Genomic DNA, 16824 nt, shown 5'->3' with positions numbered 1-16824 from the left:
GTCCTGGGGCCCGTCCCGGTTCAGCTGTCGTCGGGCCCGGTCAGGGCCGGGGCGGTGGCGGCCCGGGCGGCGGCGGTGAGGTGGGGGACGAGCGCCCGCTCGCGCAGCGCGCGCTGCCAGTCCCGGCGGGCGTCGTCCAGCTCGGCCGCGAGTTCGGGGTCGGTGCCCGGTGGGAAGGGCACGGTGGGCGGGGCGGAGCCGTCCCGCAGGGCGGTGAGGATCAGCCCGACGATGCCGACCGCCATCGCGGCCACCCCGGCGGCGAGGGCGAGCCACCCGGCGGTGAGCAGTGAGCGGGCCAGCGGGCTGTCCGGGTCGGCGGCCCGCAGCGCGTAGCCGAGTAGCAGCAGGACCAGCGCGGCCGTCCAGGCGAGGATCGGGGTGAGCACGGTGAGCACGGGGAGCAGCCCGGCGCCGCCGTTCTCCGAGCGCAGCTGGGTGAGCAGTCCGGGCGCGGCGGGTTCGCCGGGCGCGGGCGGGGTGGCGCGCAGGTTCTCGCGCAGCCGCAGGTAGTGCTGGTACTCGGTGGCCGCCGGGGCGGCGACGTTGTCGGCCGAGGCCAGCGCGTGGGCGCGCAGGTCGTCGGAGGGTGGCGCGCCGGGCGCGCGCAGGACGGTGCGGAGGCTGTCGTCGCGCAGTGCTTCGTCGAGGAGGCGCTCGAAGTCCGGGCGGTCCTCGGCGAGCAGGTGCGGGGCGTCGTTCATGGGGACCCCGTTCGTGCGGACCCCCGCGCTCTCCGCCCCGACAGGCACGGGGCGGGGCGCGGAGTCGGGCCGCCGGAGGGGCGGCCGGGTGTGGTGTGTCCCCGATGGTAGGGGTGGGCGCGGCCGGGTAGACAGTGACTTTCCGGAATTTCGCGCCCCGGGGTGCGCGTGCGCGACCGCCCGTGCGCCGGGAACGCGCGTTCGGTCGACGGTCCGTCACCTGCCGTGGGCGGAGGGTGTTCCGTGACGGCGGAAGGGCCGGACCGCGTGCGGTCCGGCCCCGTGGCGCGGTGGCCGCCCCCGTGCGGCCGTGCCGGTCCCCGCTGTGCAGGCGCCCCGACGGATCAGATCGGCAGCCGGGAGACCAGCAGTCGGCCCTCCATGGTCACCCCGCCGTCCATGGCGACGGCGAGGTCCTCCGCGTAGACGTACGGGCCCGGGACGTGCGGCGGCATGCCGTCGTCGGAGTTCACCGCGCCGGTGAGGTACGGGATCGGGCTGTGGCCGTGCACGACACGCGTGCCGCCGTAGGCGTCCAGTAGTTCGCGGACGGCGGTCGGGCCGGCGTCGCCGCGGAAGGCGAAGCGCTTGGTGAACCGGCGGAAGCAGTCCCACCACTCGTCGACGCCCTCGTCCGCGAGCAGGTCGTGGACGGCGTCGTTGACCTCGGGGATGGACTCGCCGTACTCCAGGTACGCGGTGGTGTCGGAGTGCAGCAGCAGGTGGCCGTCCTCCAGGGCGATCGCCGGGAGCCGGGAGAGCCAGCTGATGTGGTGCGCCTCCAGGCGCTCCAGGTCGCTCTGCTGTCCGCCGTTGAGCCGCCAGGCGGCGAGGAAGGAGGCGGTGCCGGCGGTGGACTGGACCGGCTCGTCGCCGTACCGGGCGGCGCCCAGGAAGAGCAGTTCGTGATTGCCCATCAGGGCCCGGCAGTAGCCGCCGGCCGCCGCCGCCTCGGCGGCGAGCTGCATGACCAGGTCGATGACGCCGATGCCGTCCGGGCCCCGGTCGGTGAAGTCGCCGAGGAACCAGATCCGGGACCGGCCGGCGGACCAGTGGCCGTCGGCGTCGATCAGGCCCTGGTGGCGCAGCTCGGTGCGGAGCTCGTCGAGGTAGCCGTGCACGTCGCCGACGACGTAGAGCGGGCCGGGGGGCTCGCCGGGGCCGGGGGCCGGGTACGGGTGGTAGGGCTGGCCGGGTTCGGCGAACGGGGGGCCGAGCTCGATGGTCGGCGGGTCGTCGCTCTGCGGTCCGGGGCCGTCGCCGGGGTGGCCGCCGTGGGCGGGGGAGGGGTGGTCCGGCAGGGTGGGCTCGTAACCGGCCTGCTCGGGCGGGCCGTTCTGGGAGTGCACGGTGTGGCCCTGGTCGGGGCCGGTGGCCGGCCAGTGCTGTTCGAGGTACCGGGCGCCGCCGTAGCCGCTGTAGGTCTCGGCCTCGTAGCCGGTCGGGGAGTACCCGCCGTTGGGGTCCGGTTCGTAATAGGTGCCGTAAGGCAGCACGTCGAGGTCCGGCTGGTGGCGTGGGCCTGAGTCCGGGTGTTCAGGCCCGGGGAAGCGGTCCTCGGGTGTCATTCGCCCATCATAGGAAGACCACTCTCCCGGCGTCGTCACCTGGTGGGTATCCAATCCTCCGGAGCGTCAGCCGGGCGGTCCGTCAGGTCCGTTTTGTCCCGACTCGGTAGGGGCCGGACCACAGCCCGCTGGGGTGCGGTCCCGGTGGTCACACCTCACCCGGCGGGCGGGGCGGGCTGACCGTGGTGCGCGGGCTCCGTCGTTGCGAGGAGGCGCGGACGATGAGTTCGGTCGGCATCAGGGTGCCGGGCGGCGGCCCGGTGCCGGCGGTGCGGAAGCGGGGCGGGAAGAGCCGGGCGATGTCCACGCCGGTGCCGGAGTCCACGCCCTCGATGGCGTCGATCAGGAGGTTCACCACGGTGGTGCCGATCCGCCGGGGCTTGAGCGACAGGGTGGTGATGGGCGGCTCGGTGGTGGCGTAGACGTCGCTCTCGCTGCAGCAGACCAGCAGCAGGTCGTCCGGCACCCGCAGGCCGTAGCGGCGGGCGGCGGCGAGCAGGTCGGTGCCGTTGGGGTCGAACAGGCCGTAGACGGCGTCCGGCCGGTCCGGGCGGGCGAGCAGCCGGTCGGCGGCGACGGCGCCGGCGGCCGGGTCGTGCGCGGGGTAGGTCTCGTAGACCGGTTCCTGGCCGACCTTGGCGCACCAGCCGAGGTAGGCCTCGGTGGAGAGCCGGGTGTAGGTGTCGGTGCTGGTGCCGGTGAGCAGGCCGATCCGGCGGGCGCCGGCCTCGGAGAGGTGGTCGAGGATGCCGAGCACGGCGGCCTCGTGGTCGTTGTCCACCCAGGCGGTGACCGGGCAGTTCCCCGGCTTGCCGTCGCTGACCACCGGGACGCCGGACCGGTACAGCTCGCTGACCAGCGGGTCCTGGTCGGGCGGGTCGATCACCACGGTGCCGTCCAGGGCGATGTTGCCCCAGACGTCGTGCCGGGACGAGGCGGGCAGGACCACCAGTGCGTAGCCGCGGCCCAGGGCGGCGCTGGTGGCGGCCCGGGCCATCTCGGCGAAGTAGGCGAACTCGGTGAAGGTGAACGGCTCTTCGCCGTAGGTCGTGACGGTCAGCCCGATCAGGCCGGACCGTCCGGTGCGCAGGGTGCGGGCCGCCGCCGAGGGGCGGTAGCCGAGGCGCTCGGCGACTTCGCGCACCCGGCTTCTGGTCTCGTCGGGCAGGCGGCCCTTCCCGTTCAGCGCGTCGGAGACGGTGGTGATCGACACTCCGGCGGCTGCTGCCACATCCCGGATGCCGGCCCGCTCCAGACGCCGTGAGGTGGTGGGCCGCCGACCGCTCTGGTTGGCTGCTGCTGTCATGGCGGACCGATCGTATGGCTCCTGACAAGGGTCTGTGACCGGCGCATCGGGAGCCTGTGGAGATACGTTTCTCCGTGAGTGAGCCCATGTGCGCCCCTTCGATCCCCGCACGGAACCAGCTGGTTTACCTCTGACATGTGCCAAAGGAACCCAGCAGAATGGCTGATCCGCGTCTGTAACCCGACCGGGCATCTCACCCCTTCGGGTGAGTGCGATCGGTATCGTTCAGGGCACCCGACCGGGGTGGAACCGCGCGCGTTCGGACTCCCGGGCACGGCGGCGAACCCGACCGTGGCGGGCGAACGCAGCGGAAAGACCGAAGGAGACCGACCGTGACCGCAGCACAGGGCCCCCGCCTCAGGCCGAGCCTGGACGGCATTCCCACCTACAAGCCCGGCAAGCCGGCAGGCCCCGACGCCTACAAGCTGTCGTCCAACGAGAACCCGTACGAGCCGCTCCCGGGCGTGCTGGAGGCGGCGGTCGCCGCGGCCGGCAAGCTCAACCGCTACCCGGACATGGCCGTCACCGAGCTGACCGCCGAACTGGCGAAGCACTTCGACGTGCCGGTCGAGCACATCGCCACCGGCACCGGCTCGGTCGGCGTCGCCCAGTCGCTGATCCTCGCCACGGCGGGCCCGGGCGACGAGGTGATGTTCGCCTGGCGCTCCTTCGAGGCCTACCCGATCATCACCCAGGTCGCCGGCGCGACCCCGGTCCAGGTCCCGCTCACCGCCGGCGGCGACCACGACCTGGACGCGATGCTGGCCGCGGTCACCGAGCGGACCAGGCTGATCTTCGTCTGCAACCCGAACAACCCCACCGGCAACGTGATCCACCGCGCCGAGCTGGAGCGCTTCCTGGACGCCGTCCCGGCCGAGGTGCTGGTCGTCGTCGACGAGGCGTACATCGAGTTCATCCGCGACCCCGAGGTGCCCAACGGCCTCGACCTCTACCGGGACCGCCCGAACGTCTGCGTGCTGCGCACCTTCTCCAAGGCCTACGGCCTGGCCGGTCTGCGGGTCGGCTTCGCGGTCGCGCACGAGCCGGTCGCGAACGCGCTGCGCAAGACCGCGGTGCCGTTCGGCGTGGTCCAGATCGCCCAGGACGCCGCCGTCGCCTCGCTGCGGGCCGAGGCCGCGCTGATGGTCCGGGTGGACGCGCTGGTCGAGGAGCGGGCCCGGGTGGTGGCCGGTCTGCGGGCCCAGGGCTGGGAGATCCCGGACTCGCAGGCCAACTTCGTCTGGCTGGAGCTGGGCGAGCGCTCGCAGGACTTCGCGGCCGCCTGCGCGGCCGCCGGGGTGATCGTCCGGCCGTTCCCGGAGGGCGTGCGGATCTCGATCGGCGAGGTCGAGGGCAACTCGATCTTCCTCTCGGTGGCGGAGGCGTTCCGCAAGGAGCTTTAGCCCCCGCGCGCGGTCGGGCCCCGCGGGGCCCGACCGCCGGTCCGGACGATCGGGAATGCCTGGGGATTCCTGGGAGACGGCTGGGAGGACGGTCAACGGATCGTCCGGAACCGGCCAAGCCGGCCCCGGTGGCGGGCGGAGCGCGGCAAATGCCCGGTTCGGCCGGTCAGCCTTCTCCCAGTCGGCGCCCAGGACGGTGCAAGAGCGCCCCGGGAAGCTGTCCGCCATGAAGGTGTTCCCGCGACGGCGAGGTGCCGTCCTCGTCAACTCCGCGCTCGGTGTGGCCCTGCTCGGTGCCGCCGCCCTGGCGTACACGGTGCTGGACGACGGCTCCGGCACCACGGCCGCCAAGGCCCCCGTCCGGACGGCGACGGTGACCAAGGGCACGGTCCTGGCCACGGTGTCCGGAACCGGCACCCTGGCCTCGCCCACCGACGCCGCCCAGGACTTCACCACCGGCGGGCGGCTCACGGCCGTCAAGGTCGCCGTCGGCGACCAGGTGGCCAAGGGGCAGGTGCTCGCCACCGTGGACACCACGGCCGCCCAGCAGCAGGTGGACGCCGCGCAGGCGGCGCTCAACACCGCCTCGGTCAATTTGACCAAGGCCAGGGCGGGCGTCACCACGACGACCGTCCAGCAGCTGCCGGCCAAGGCCGTCAACGGTTCGTCGGGCTCGTCCGGCGGGAACGGCACGGGCGGCGCGGGCGCCACCGGCGGCTCCGGCGCCACGGGCGGCCGGGGGGCGGGCGGGAGCAGCGCGTCCGCCCCGTCGGCCGACCCGTCCGGGCAGACCGCCCCGTCCGCGCAGGCCACCGTCCCGGCGGCGCCGCCCGCCGTCCCCGAGCCGCAGACCACCACCGTCTCCACCACCAAGGTGGACGAGGCGGCGGTCGCCCAGGCCGAGCAGCAGCTCGCCACCGCGCGGACCAACCTCTCCAACGCGCAGACGGCGCTGGCCGGCACCACGCTCACCGCCTCGGTGGACGGCACGGTCGCCTCGGTGGCGGCCAGGGCCGGCGACACGGTCGGCGCGACCGGCGGCGGCTCCTCCGCCACCGGCGCCAAGTCGACCGGGAGCTCCGCCACCGCCCCCAGCGGCTTCATCGTGCTGACCAATCCGACCGGCATGCAGGTCACCGCGAACTTCTCCGAGCTGGACTCGCTCAAGCTCAAGAAGGGCGAGGCGGCCACGGTCACCCTGAACGCGCAGTCCGACAGCAGGTTCAACGCCTCGGTGCTGTCGGTCAGCCCGCTGCCGGTGAGCGGCTCCGGCGGTGGTTCGGCCGCCGTGCAGTACTCGGCGACGCTCCAGATCTCCGGTGACACCAGCAAGCTGCGGACTGGCCTCAGTGCGACCGTCTCGGTGGTCACGGGCGAGGCGGACGACGCACTCTCGCTGCCCACCTCGGCGCTGTCCGGCACCGGCGCGAGCCGCACCGCGACCGTGGTCCACCAGGACGGCAGCACCGAACGGGTCACCGTCGGGGTCGGGGTCGAGGGCGACACCACGGTGCAGGTGCTGACCGGGCTGGCCGAGGGTGACAAGGTCGAACTGGCCTCCACCAGCGGGTCCAACGGCTTCCCCAACGGCTCCTTCCCGGGCGCGAACGGCGGCCAGGGCGGCCAGGGCGGCCGGACCGGCGGCGGCGCGGGCGCGGGCGCAGGTGCGGGTGCGGGTGTGGCCGGGATCGGCGGCGGTGCCGGTGCCGGTGCGGGCGGCGCGGGCGGCGGCCGGGGCGGTGGCCGCTGATGGCCCGCCGCGCCCTCCCCGCCTTCCCCGGCCTCTCCCGGCCGGCCCCCGGCCCGGCCCACCCGGAGCGGCCGGCCCACCCGGCCACGCCGCCCCCGGTGATCCGGATCCGCCGCCTCACCAAGTCCTACGGCCACGGCGACGCCACCGTGCACGCGCTGCGCGGCCCGGACGACCCCGCCACCGGCGCCCCGCTCGGCGTGGACCTGGACATCGAACAGGGCGACTACGTCGCCGTGATGGGCAGTTCCGGCTCCGGCAAGTCCACGCTGATGAACATCCTCGGCTGCCTCGACGTCCCGACCGACGGCCGCTACCTGCTGGACGGCACCGACGTCGGCCACCTGGACGAGCGGCAGCTCGCCCTGGTCCGCAACCGCAAGATCGGCTTCGTCTTCCAGTCCTTCAACCTCGTCCCGCGCACCACCGCGCTCGCCCAGGTCGAGCTGCCGCTCGCCTACGCGGGCGTGCGGGCCGCCGAACGCCGCCGGCGGGCACTCGCCGCGCTCTCCCTGGTCGGCCTGGCCGAGCGGTCCGGGCACCGGCCCAACGAGCTCTCCGGCGGCCAGCAGCAGCGCGTCGCGGTGGCCCGGGCCCTGGTCACCGCCCCCGCGATGCTGCTCGCCGACGAGCCCACCGGCAATCTGGACAGCCGCTCCACCGAGGAGGTGCTCGGGCTGATCGACGGCCTCAACGCCACCGGCCGCACGGTCGTGCTGATCACCCACGAGGACGAGGTCGCCCGGCACGCCAAGCGGGTGCTGCGGCTGGTGGACGGCATGATCGTCTCGGACCTCCGGCAGGCCCCGGTGGACGGGCCCCCGCCCGCCGCGCACCGGGCGGGGGTGCCCGCGTGATCCTCTGGCAGACCCTCCGCTTCGCGGCCGGCGGCCTGGCCGCCAACAAGGTCCGCTCCGCCCTCACCATGCTGGGGGTGCTGATCGGCGTCGCCTCGGTGATCCTGCTGCTGGCGGTCGGCAACGGCTCCTCCGTCGCGGTCAAGGAGTCGATCACCTCGCTCGGCACCAACTCGCTGACCGTCACGTCCGGTTCCTCCTTCGGCGGCGCGCGCTCCGCCGGCAGCGCCAGGAAGCTGACCGTCGCCGACGCCAAGGCGCTGGCCACCGAGGCGGACCCGAACGCCGTCCGCTCGGTGGCGCCGGTGGTGACCGCCGCCGGCACCGCGCTGAACGGGGACATCTCGTACAGCCCCGGCTCGATCGTCGGCACCTACCCGGCGTACTTCGAGACCGCCAACCAGAAGGTCGACCACGGCGAGTACTTCACCCAGGACGACGTGCTGGCCTCCCGCAAGGTCGCGGTGCTCGGGGCGACCACCGCGAAGCAGCTCTTCGCCACCGCGGACCCGGTGGGGAAGCCGATCGTCGTCGGCGGCACCCCGTTCACCGTGGTCGGCGTGCTCAAGGCCAAGGGCGGCACCGGCTTCACCGACCCGGACGATGTGCTGGTCGCACCGCTGCCGACCGTGCAGAACGCCTTCACCGGCTTCGGCCCGGTGAACCAGATCATGGTGCAGGCGGCCTCGGCGGACACCACCGCGCAGGCCCAGTCCGAGATCACCCGGATCCTGCTCGGCACCCACGCGATCGCCGACCCGGCCAAGGCGGACTTCCGGATCAGCAGCCAGACCTCGCTGCTCGGCGCCCGGGAGTCGACCACGAGGACCTTCACCGTGCTGCTCGGCGCAGTGGCCGCGATCTCGCTGCTGGTCGGCGGGATCGGCATCACCAACATCATGCTGGTCACCGTCACCGAGCGGACCAGGGAGATCGGCATCCGCAAGGCCCTCGGCGCCCCCCGCGGCGTCATCCTCGGGCAGTTCCTCACCGAGGCCACCCTGCTTTCGGTGGTGGGCGCCGGACTCGGCGTGCTGGCCGGGATCGCCGGCTCGCACTTCCGGATCGTCGGCATCGAGCCGGTGGTGATCCCCGAATCGGTGCTCGGCGCCTTCGGGACCGCCGTCGCCATCGGCCTGTTCTTCGGCAGCTACCCCGCCAACCGGGCCGCCTCGCTGCGCCCGATCGACGCCCTCCGGCACGAGTGACCAAGGACCGCGGACCATGAGCAACGAGACCGAGCCGTCCACCCCCGCCGAGCAGGTCGTCCTGCTGTCCACCGCGCCGGACGGCAGGGACGTCACCGCCGAGCTGGCCGCGCCGCCGCGGCGCCGGCTGCCCTGGGTGCCGCTGGTGCTGTCCGCCGCGGTGATCGCCACGACGGCCTTCGCCGGAGGCGTCTGGTACCAGCGCGACCAGGGCCCCGACCGGGCGTCCGGGGCCTCCGGCCGGACGGCCGCCGCCGGTGCGCAGCAGCCGCGGCCGGGGGCGACCGGCACCGGCCAGAGCGGCAACCGCCGCAACGGCCAGGGGGCCCAGGGCGGCCAGGGCGGCCAGAACGGGGGTCAGGGCACCGGCGGCGGCCAGGGCGGCCAGGGCGGTTTCACCCGGGGCACGGTCAAGGCCGTGGACGGCACCACCGTCTATCTGACCGACGCCAACGGCAACACCGTCAAGGTGACCACCGGCGACTCCACCAAGGTGCAGCTCAACAAGGAGGGCAAGGTCGGCGACCTGCAGCCCGGCCAGAGCGTCACCGTGGTCGGCACCCCGGCCGACGGGGGCTACGCCGCGACCCAGCTGGTCGAGGGCGGCACCGGGTTCGGTGCCGGCGGCGGCGGGTTCGGCGGCGGTGCCGGCGGTGGCTCCCGGGCCGGCTCCGGCGGCTGACCGGCCGCCGTACGCCCGCCGTACGGCCGCGCGTCCCGGCCCCGGCGGAGGCCGGGCCGGGACGCGCGTCCCCCCGCCGGTCCGCGCCGGAGTACTGTCGTGGCGGGTACGCGCACCATCGGTGCCCGACCTGGGGGTCTGTCCGCACAAAACCGCCCGATAAGGTGTTAATCCAACATTCATCGATGGCCCATAGCCTCCCCGAGCTAGCCTCAAGCTGAACGCCATCGTCCGACCGGGAGGCGGAACCCCCGTGCAAGGCACTGTGTCGACACCAGGAATCCCGGCGGTGAGCAGCGGCGGCCAGGGGGAGGCCTACCTGCTCGTCGTCGACGACGAACCGAACATCCGCGAGCTGCTGTCCGCCTCGCTCCGCTTCTCCGGCTTCCGGGTCGCCTCCGCCGCCAGCGGCGCCGAGGCGCTGGAACTGATCGCCGTCGACCGCCCCGACCTGGTCGTCCTGGACGTGATGCTGCCCGACCTCGACGGCTTCACCGTCGTCGAGCGGCTCCGGGAGCAGACCGGCCGCGGCCTCATCGCCGGCCCCGGCCACGGCCACCCCGGCGACCACCTGCCGGTGCTCTTCCTCACCGCCAAGGACGGCGTCGGGGACAAGGTCCAGGGCCTCGCCGCGGGCGCCGACGACTACGTCACCAAGCCGTTCAGTCTGGAGGAGCTGATCGCCCGGATCCGCGCCATCCTGCGCCGCTCCGGCGGACCGGCCGAGGACGGCCGGCTGATCGTCGCCGACCTGGTGCTCGACCCGGTGGCCCACGAGGTCACCCGCGGCGGCGTCGTGGTCGCGCTCTCCCCGACCGAGTTCAAGCTGTTGCACTACCTGATGGCCAACGTCGGCCGGGTGGTCTCCAAGGCGCAGATCCTCGACCACGTGTGGGCCTACGACTTCGGCGGCGACCTGTCGATCGTCGAGTCCTACATCTCCTACCTGCGCCGCAAGCTCGACTCCGGGCCCAGCCACGGGCCCAAGCTGATCCACACCGTGCGCGGCATCGGCTACGCCCTGCGCCGCCCCCCGCAGAGCTGACCCCGGACCCCGCCGCCCCGATGCCCCGCCCGCTCCCCCGCCGCGCGCTCGCGCGCCTCTCCGCCCGCCCCTTCACCCGCCCCTTCACCCTGCCGCTCGGACGCCGCCTCGGCCGCCCGCTCGGCCGGATGTCGCTGCGCGCCCGGCTGCTGGTGCTGGTGCTCGCCCTGGTCACCACCGGCCTGGTGGTCAGCGACACCGTGGTGCTCGGCACCGTCCGCCACCAGCTGGTCCAGCGGCTGGACGAGCAGCTGGAACGCTTCGGCGAACCGCTGGCCCGCCGCGCGCCGACCCGCAACAGCTGGGCGGAGTCCAAGCAGCAGCCCTCGGTCGCCGGCAAGCGCTCCCCGCAGTACCTGGCCGCGCTGCCCAGCCAGTACCTGGTCCAGTACCTGTCCGCCGACGGCAAGGTGCAGTTCGTGGTGCGCCAGCCGATGTCGGAGACCGACCCGGCGCCGCAGCTGGACGGCTTCGACCCGGCCGCGGTCGGCTCCGACACCCCCGTCGACCTGCCAGACCAGCGCGGGCGGGGCAGCTGGCGGGCGATCGTCCTGCCGGTCCAGCGGCAGAGCGCCCCGGTCAGCGTCTTCGCCGCGCCCACGCCCAACGCCGCCTATGTGATGGTCGCCGTCTCCCGCGAGGACATCGACACCACCGTCAACCGGCTGCGCACCGCCTTCCTGGCGATCGGGGGCGTCGTCCTGCTGGTGATCGCGGCGCTCGGCTTCTTCGCCGTCCGCACCGGACTGCGTCCGCTGCGCCGGATCGAGGAGGGCGCCCAGTTGATCGCCGCCGGTGAGCTCTCGCACCGGATGCCGGCCCTCCCGGCGAACACCGAGGTCGGCCGGCTGTCCATCGCCCTCAACGGCATGCTGGCGCAGATCGAGGCCGCCTTCGCCGCCCGGGCGGAGTCCGAGGGCCGGATGCGGCGGTTCGTCGCGGACGCCTCGCACGAGCTGCGCACCCCGCTGGCCGGCATCCGCGGCTTCGCCGAGCTGTACCGGATGGGCGCCCTGCCCGCCGAGGCCGACGTCCGGCGCACCATGGGCCGGATCGAGAACGAGGCGATCCGGATGGGCACCCTGGTCGAGGACCTGCTGGTGCTCGCCCGGCTGGACGAGGAGCGCCCGCTCGACCTCGCGCCGATGGACCTGCGCACCCTCGCCGCGGACGCCCTGCACGACCTCACCGCCCTCGACCCGAGCCGCCCGGTCGCCCTCACCGGCCCGGCCGGCAGCGGCCCGCCCGGTCCGGCGCCCGTGCTCGGCGACGAGGCCCGGCTCCGCCAGGTGGTCACCAACCTGGTCGGCAACGCCGTCAAGCACACCCCGCCCGGCACCCCGGTCCGGATCGGGGTGGGCCACGAGGGCGGCCTGTGCCTGCTGGAGGTCGCCGACTCCGGCCCCGGCCTCACCGCCGACCAGGCCGCGCTGGTGTTCCACCGCTTCTACCGCGTCGACGCCTCCCGCAGCCGCCACGACCAGCGCGGCGGCGCCGGCCTGGGCCTCGCCATCGCCACCGCCCTCACCCACGCCCACGGCGGCGCCCTCACCCTCCACACCGCCCCCGGCACCGGCGCGACCTTCCGCCTGGAACTCCCCCACCAGCGCTGAAACCCCCCGATCGAGTGAATCCGCTTCGTTCACCCCGGTATCGGGGCGACGGGGTGCGAGTGTGCGGGTACGGCTTGTGCGGAGTTGTACGGGCTGATCACACTGGACGGGAATAAGGGGTGTCTCAATGTTCGCGCTCGAAGCCGAGGAGACCGTCGTGAACCTGGACCAGGCGCTGTGGCAGGTGTGGAAGGCCATGGATGTTCCCGAGGGCTACCACGCGGAGATCATTGAGGGAGCCATCGGGATGTCACCTGCAGGCGGGGCCCGGCACATGATGATCAACCGGCGGATCGTGCTCGCGCTGCATGATCATCTGCGCGGCACGGGCTGGGCTCCGGGCAGCGACGGCAACGTCATCAGCGGTCTCAAGGTCACGATTCCCGATGTCTACGTCGCGCCTGACGACCTTGAGGAGATCTTTCACCCCGAAGGCTTGGGAATTCTGGCTTCGGGTGTCGAGCTGATCGTCGAGACCGTTTCACCCGGTCACACGAACCGTCAGCGCGACCGGGTCCTCAAACTCCGTGCCTACGCCACCGCCGGCATCCCGGTCTACGTGATCATCGACGACTACGACGACGGCGGCGCCGTCACCGTCCTCACCGGCCCCGATCCCGAGCGCGGCGCCTACGCGTCCTCGGTTCGGACCCCGTACGGCGAGGACGCCGTGGTCCCGGAGGGTCCCGCCAAGGGGTTCGCGTTCGGGCCCGGGATCACCGGGGAGCGGCGGGACTGACCTCCTCGTCCAGGAGGCCGCGGGCGAGCAGGCCGGCCTGGAAGCGGGAGGAGGCGCCGAGCGAGGTCATCAGGTCCGCGACCCGGCGGCGGTAGGTGCGCAGGGAGACGCCGAGGAGGCGGGCGCCGGTCTCGTCGGTGTGACCGGCGGCGAGGGCGCGCAGGGTGTCGCGGGCCTGGCCGGTCAGCGGGGGCGGCGGGGCGGCGCAGTCGGCGAGTGCGGTGGCGGTCTCCCAGGTGGCGCGGAACAGCGAGCGCACGCCGTCGACGACCTCCGGCGCCTGCACCACGGTGTACGCGTGCACGCCCCGCACCGGTGCGCCGGCCAGGATCGCGGTGTGCCGGTCGATGACGATCGCCTCCCGGGCTATCGGCCCGTCGGAGATCCGGATCTCGATGCCGGAGGCGGCGATCCGCCGCAGCCGCCGGAGCGACTCGGGGTCGGCCAGGGCCCGGCGGCTGTACAGCTTGCGCATGGTGAGGCCGGGGACGACGTGCGGCCGCTTCCCCTGGCGGAAGGCCGCGTTGACGCCCGCGGAGAAGGTCATCAGATCGGTGGCGGCGACCAGGAACTCCTCGCGGGAGGCGACGAAGAGGTGTCCGGCCCGCTGGACGAGTTCCTGCTCGCCGTGCAGGGTGATGATCCGATCGGTGCTCATGGCAGCAAACTGCCAGATCGGTCGGGGCCGTGGCGAGCCGGGCCGAGGCTTGGGGCCATGACGACGAACCCCGTACTCCCCGCGAACGCCGCCGGCACCTTCCTCCTCGGCGGCGACCTGCCGGTGTCCCGGATGGGCTTCGGCGCGATGAAGCTGCCCTCCCGCGACTGGGAGGGGCCCGCCTGCGACCCCGAGCAGAGCGTCCGGGTGCTGCGTCGGGCCGTCGAGCTGGGCGTCGACCACATCGACACCGCCTGGTTCTACTTCTTCCGGGAGGTCTCCGCCCACGGCCTGATCCGGCGGGCCCTGCACCCCTACCGGGACGGGCTGGTGATCGCCACCAAGGTCGGCCCGGGCCGCGACCCGGAGGGCCGGTGGCTGGAGCCGGCCGACCGGGAGGCTCTGCGGGCCGCCGTCCACCGCGATCTGCGGGAGCTGGGGGTGGACCGGCTGGACGTGGTCCACCTGCGCCGGATGCCCAGTCAGTCCTCGATCGCCGAGCCCTTCGCCGCGCTGGCGGAGCTGCGCGAGGAGGGGCTGATCCGGCACCTGGGCGTCAGCAATGTGAACGAGGCCCAGCTCGCCGAGGCCGAGGCGATCGCCCCGGTGGTGACGGTGCAGAACAAGTTCAGCGTGCTGGAGCGCACGGCGGAGCAGGACCGGCTGCTGGCGGACTGCACGGCGCGGGGCATCGCCTTCGTCCCGTTCTACCCGCTCGGCGGTTCCGGGGTGCCCGAGCACCCGGCCCTGCGCCGGGTCGCCGAGCGGCACGGCGCCACCCGGGCCCAGGTGATGGTGGCCTGGCTGCTGGCGCTCTCGCCGTCGGTGCTGGCGATCCCGGGCACCTCCTCGCCGGCGCACCTGGAGGAGAACGTCGCCGCCGCCGCGCTGCGACTGGACGCGGCGGACCTCGCGGAGCTGGAGAAGCTGACAGTGTCCGCCAAGTAGGACTGTCTGATGAATCCTGCTCCTGGTTTCCCCGCCGGACCGCCGGGAAGGGCCCCGCCCGTACCCGAAGATCCCCCGATTCCCAGGAGCGGTCAGGATGGCAGCGTCAGCAGCGGGTCCCGGGGGGTCCTTCCGGCGGGACCTCTCGGAGTGGCGGATCGTGCTCGTCGCCTGGCGGCTGGTGGTGCTGCAGGCCGCCCACCCGGTGGTCGCCGCCGGGATGGCCGAGCACTCCACCTACCGCGGTCACCCCTGGCGCCGGGTGGAGCACACCATGGCCAGCGGGCGGCGGCTGTTCCAGGCCGACGAGGAGCAGCTCTGGCGGGAGGTCCAGCGGCTCGACCGGGCGCACCGGCGGATCCGCGGCACCACCGAGGACGGGCGCTCCTACGACGCCCGCGACCCGGCCACCCGGGCCTGGGTGCTGCTCACCCTGTTCGAGAGCGTCGTCGCGATGCGGGAGTTGAGCGGCGAGCCGTACTCGGCGGAGGAACTCGAAGCCTCGTACCAGGAGTTCGCCGGGATCGCGGCGGTGTTCGGGCTGTCCTCGGGGGAGCTGCCCGCCACCGCCGCCGAGCTGCGGGCCCGGCTGCGCCGGACGGTCCTCGACGAGCTGGAGTTCACCGACACCGCCCGCCATCTGCTGTACGGCGTGCTGCGCGAGGCGCCCTGTCCGCGCCGGCTGCGCCTGCTCGGCCCGGTCGGCTGGCGGGTGCTGAGCGCGGTGGTCGCCCGGCTGGTCGCCGACCTGACCGTCGCGGACCTCCCGGCGGTCTTCCGCGAGCGCTTCGGCCTGGTGCCCACCCGGCGCGGGCGGCTGCTCTCGCTGCTGCTGCACCGCGGCGGCCGGGCGGTGGCCACCAGGCTGCCGGACCGGCACCGCTACCGCGCCCCCGGGGCGGCCTCCTCCGGCCGGCCCCGGCGGCCGCCCCGGCAGGACACCAGGCCGCCGCGGCTGGACCGGTTCTTCCGGGAGGTGCTCGACCAGACCGGGGACGGCCACCTCACCGCCCACGACTTCCGGGCGATGGCGCACAACGTGTGCTGGCAGCTGGAGCTCTCCGAGGAGGGGGAGGCCCGGCTGTACGACGCCTTCGGGCGGTGGTGGGAGGAGCTGCGGGCGAGCATGGACGCCGACGGCGATGGCCGGGTCACCCGGGCCGAGTACATCGCCGCCACGCTGGCCGGCTGCGACCGGGACCCGGCCTACCTGGAGCGGGGGCTGATGCCCGCGCTCCGGGCGGTGTTCGCGGCGGCCGACGCCGACGGGGACGGCCTGCTGGACTTCGCCGAGTACCGGGTGCTGTTCGACGGCCGACGGGTACACCCGGCCGAACTCTCGCACGGCTTTCGGCAGTTGGACACCGACGGGGACGGTGTGATCACTGCCGCGGAGTTCCTGCGCGGCTTCGTCGACTACTTCACCGCCCGCGCCCCGTCCGCCCCGGGGACGCAGCTGCTCGGCCGGGCCTGACGGCTGGCGGGCCCGACGGCTGCTGGGCCCGACGGCTACCGGGCCTCGCGGAGGGCCGCCTCGGTGTCCTCGACCAGGCCGTGGGCGGCGGCGACGGTGGCGGTGAGGGCCGCCGGGTCGCCGCCGGGTGCGGCGAGCAGGGCGCGGGCGCGCGCGCCGAAGCCGGGCGGGGCGGTCGGCAGGGTCTCGGCCACCGCCAGCGCGCCCTTCTCGTTGAGGCACCAGCGGCGGTCGGCCGCGTACAGCGCCTGCACCAGGACGCCCACGGCGCGGGCGAGGCAGAGCGCGACGTACAGGGTGTCGCCGCGGGCCGCACCCTTGGCGGCGCCGTCGAGCAGGAATCCGGCCTCCCAGGTGCTCGCGGTCAGCGCGGCCCGCAGCGGCTCCGGGTAGTCCGCGTACGCGGCCCGGCGCTCCGTCAGCGCCCCGGACGGGTCGGCGAGGACCACGCCGAGCGCGAGTTCCCCGACGTAGCAGGGCGACCAGAAGCCGAGCGGGTGGCCGGCCTGGACGCCCACCTCGTAGCGACCGGCGAGACAGTCGGCGTGGACCCGGTCGACCCGGTCGAGGTCGCGCAGGATCCAGTCGACCCGGCCGAGTCCCTCGACGGTCAGCCAGGCGCCGCCGTCGACCCACGGGCCCCAGCCGCCCGGTCCCGCCACCTCGGCCCCGGGGCCGGCGAGGGCGCGCAGGGCGTCGAGGTCGAGGCCGGTCCGGTAGTAGAGGCCGAGGTCCCAGTCGGAGCCGGGGGTGTGCTCGCCCCGGGCCCGGCTGCCGCCGAGCACGACGCCGACCACGCCCGGAACCCCGGCCAGCCGGCCGGCCATCGCTTCGATGATCGCTCGCACGGTGGACATGCCTTTCTGTCA

The 16824-nt window shown here is 74.3% G+C and carries 15 protein-coding genes; 10 read left to right on the top strand and 5 right to left on the bottom strand.

Annotated elements, in window-relative coordinates; all coding sequences use genetic code 11:
* Nucleotides 1–20: 20 nt before the first annotated feature.
* The 3 genes from SM793_RS06600 to SM793_RS06590 form a co-directional block, all read right to left on the bottom strand.
* Nucleotides 21–704, bottom strand: a complete 684-nt coding sequence (locus SM793_RS06600) for a hypothetical protein (protein ID WP_320437074.1) — start codon at nucleotides 702–704, stop codon at nucleotides 21–23.
* Between the two features lie 344 nt (nucleotides 705–1048).
* Nucleotides 1049–2272, bottom strand: coding sequence for a metallophosphoesterase (locus SM793_RS06595; RefSeq protein WP_320437073.1), 1224 nt, complete (start codon nucleotides 2270–2272; stop codon nucleotides 1049–1051).
* A 148-nt stretch (nucleotides 2273–2420) separates the two neighbouring features.
* Entirely contained in the window at nucleotides 2421–3578 is a 1158-nt protein-coding gene (locus SM793_RS06590) for a LacI family DNA-binding transcriptional regulator (protein WP_078879728.1), read from the bottom strand.
* 332 nt (nucleotides 3579–3910) lie between these two features.
* Here SM793_RS06590 and hisC point away from each other — a divergent pair, with 332 nt between their 5' ends.
* The 8 genes from hisC (at nucleotide 3911) to SM793_RS06550 (ending at nucleotide 12875) form a co-directional block, all read left to right on the top strand.
* The gene (hisC, locus tag SM793_RS06585) at nucleotides 3911–4981 is read left to right on the top strand and encodes a histidinol-phosphate transaminase (RefSeq protein WP_320437072.1); all 1071 of its coding nucleotides are present in this window, start codon (nucleotides 3911–3913) and stop codon (nucleotides 4979–4981) included.
* A 226-nt stretch (nucleotides 4982–5207) separates the two neighbouring features.
* A complete protein-coding gene (locus tag SM793_RS06580; protein WP_320437071.1) occupies nucleotides 5208–6731 on the top strand; it encodes an efflux RND transporter periplasmic adaptor subunit in 1524 nt (507 codons plus the stop codon).
* On the top strand, nucleotides 6731–7588 hold the full coding sequence (locus SM793_RS06575) for an ABC transporter ATP-binding protein (RefSeq protein WP_320437070.1): 858 nt from the start codon (nucleotides 6731–6733) through the stop codon (nucleotides 7586–7588). Before SM793_RS06580 ends, SM793_RS06575 begins: the two co-directional genes overlap by 1 nt.
* Complete coding sequence (locus SM793_RS06570) at nucleotides 7585–8796, top strand: ABC transporter permease (RefSeq protein WP_320437069.1); 1212 nt, start codon at nucleotides 7585–7587, stop codon at nucleotides 8794–8796. Before SM793_RS06575 ends, SM793_RS06570 begins: the two co-directional genes overlap by 4 nt.
* 16 nt (nucleotides 8797–8812) lie before the next feature.
* Complete coding sequence (locus SM793_RS06565; RefSeq protein WP_320437068.1) at nucleotides 8813–9478, top strand: hypothetical protein; 666 nt, start codon at nucleotides 8813–8815, stop codon at nucleotides 9476–9478.
* A gap of 289 nt (nucleotides 9479–9767) precedes the next feature.
* Nucleotides 9768–10523, top strand: coding sequence for a response regulator transcription factor (locus tag SM793_RS06560; protein ID WP_320437067.1), 756 nt, complete (start codon nucleotides 9768–9770; stop codon nucleotides 10521–10523).
* 20 nt (nucleotides 10524–10543) lie between these two features.
* Nucleotides 10544–12136 (top strand): HAMP domain-containing sensor histidine kinase, encoded by a 1593-nt coding sequence (locus SM793_RS06555; RefSeq protein WP_320437066.1) that lies wholly within the window; start codon nucleotides 10544–10546, stop codon nucleotides 12134–12136.
* A gap of 127 nt (nucleotides 12137–12263) precedes the next feature.
* On the top strand, nucleotides 12264–12875 hold the full coding sequence (locus SM793_RS06550) for a Uma2 family endonuclease (protein WP_320437065.1): 612 nt from the start codon (nucleotides 12264–12266) through the stop codon (nucleotides 12873–12875).
* Here SM793_RS06550 and SM793_RS06545 read toward each other — a convergent pair.
* Complete coding sequence (locus SM793_RS06545) at nucleotides 12853–13533, bottom strand: DNA-binding response regulator (RefSeq protein WP_320437064.1); 681 nt, start codon at nucleotides 13531–13533, stop codon at nucleotides 12853–12855. The two genes, SM793_RS06550 and SM793_RS06545, sit on opposite strands and share 23 nt — an antisense overlap.
* 57 nt (nucleotides 13534–13590) lie before the next feature.
* Here SM793_RS06545 and SM793_RS06540 point away from each other — a divergent pair, with 57 nt between their 5' ends.
* Together SM793_RS06540 and SM793_RS06535 are read left to right on the top strand one after the other, a co-directional pair.
* The gene (locus SM793_RS06540) at nucleotides 13591–14481 is read left to right on the top strand and encodes an oxidoreductase (protein ID WP_320437063.1); all 891 of its coding nucleotides are present in this window, start codon (nucleotides 13591–13593) and stop codon (nucleotides 14479–14481) included.
* Between the two features lie 97 nt (nucleotides 14482–14578).
* Complete coding sequence (locus SM793_RS06535; RefSeq protein ID WP_320437062.1) at nucleotides 14579–15955, top strand: EF-hand domain-containing protein; 1377 nt, start codon at nucleotides 14579–14581, stop codon at nucleotides 15953–15955.
* A gap of 35 nt (nucleotides 15956–15990) precedes the next feature.
* Here the strand turns inward: SM793_RS06535 and SM793_RS06530 are convergent, their stop codons facing one another.
* Nucleotides 15991–16812, bottom strand: coding sequence for a nucleotidyltransferase domain-containing protein (locus SM793_RS06530; RefSeq protein WP_320437061.1), 822 nt, complete (start codon nucleotides 16810–16812; stop codon nucleotides 15991–15993).
* Nucleotides 16813–16824: the final 12 nt, after the last annotated feature.

The sequence above is a fragment of the Kitasatospora purpeofusca genome, assembly GCF_034043715.1.
In the GTDB taxonomy this organism is placed as follows: Bacteria; Actinomycetota; Actinomycetes; order Streptomycetales; family Streptomycetaceae; genus Kitasatospora; species Kitasatospora purpeofusca_A.
The sequence above is the reverse complement of the archived record's forward strand: the minus strand, read 5'-3'. Positions and strand labels throughout refer to the sequence as shown.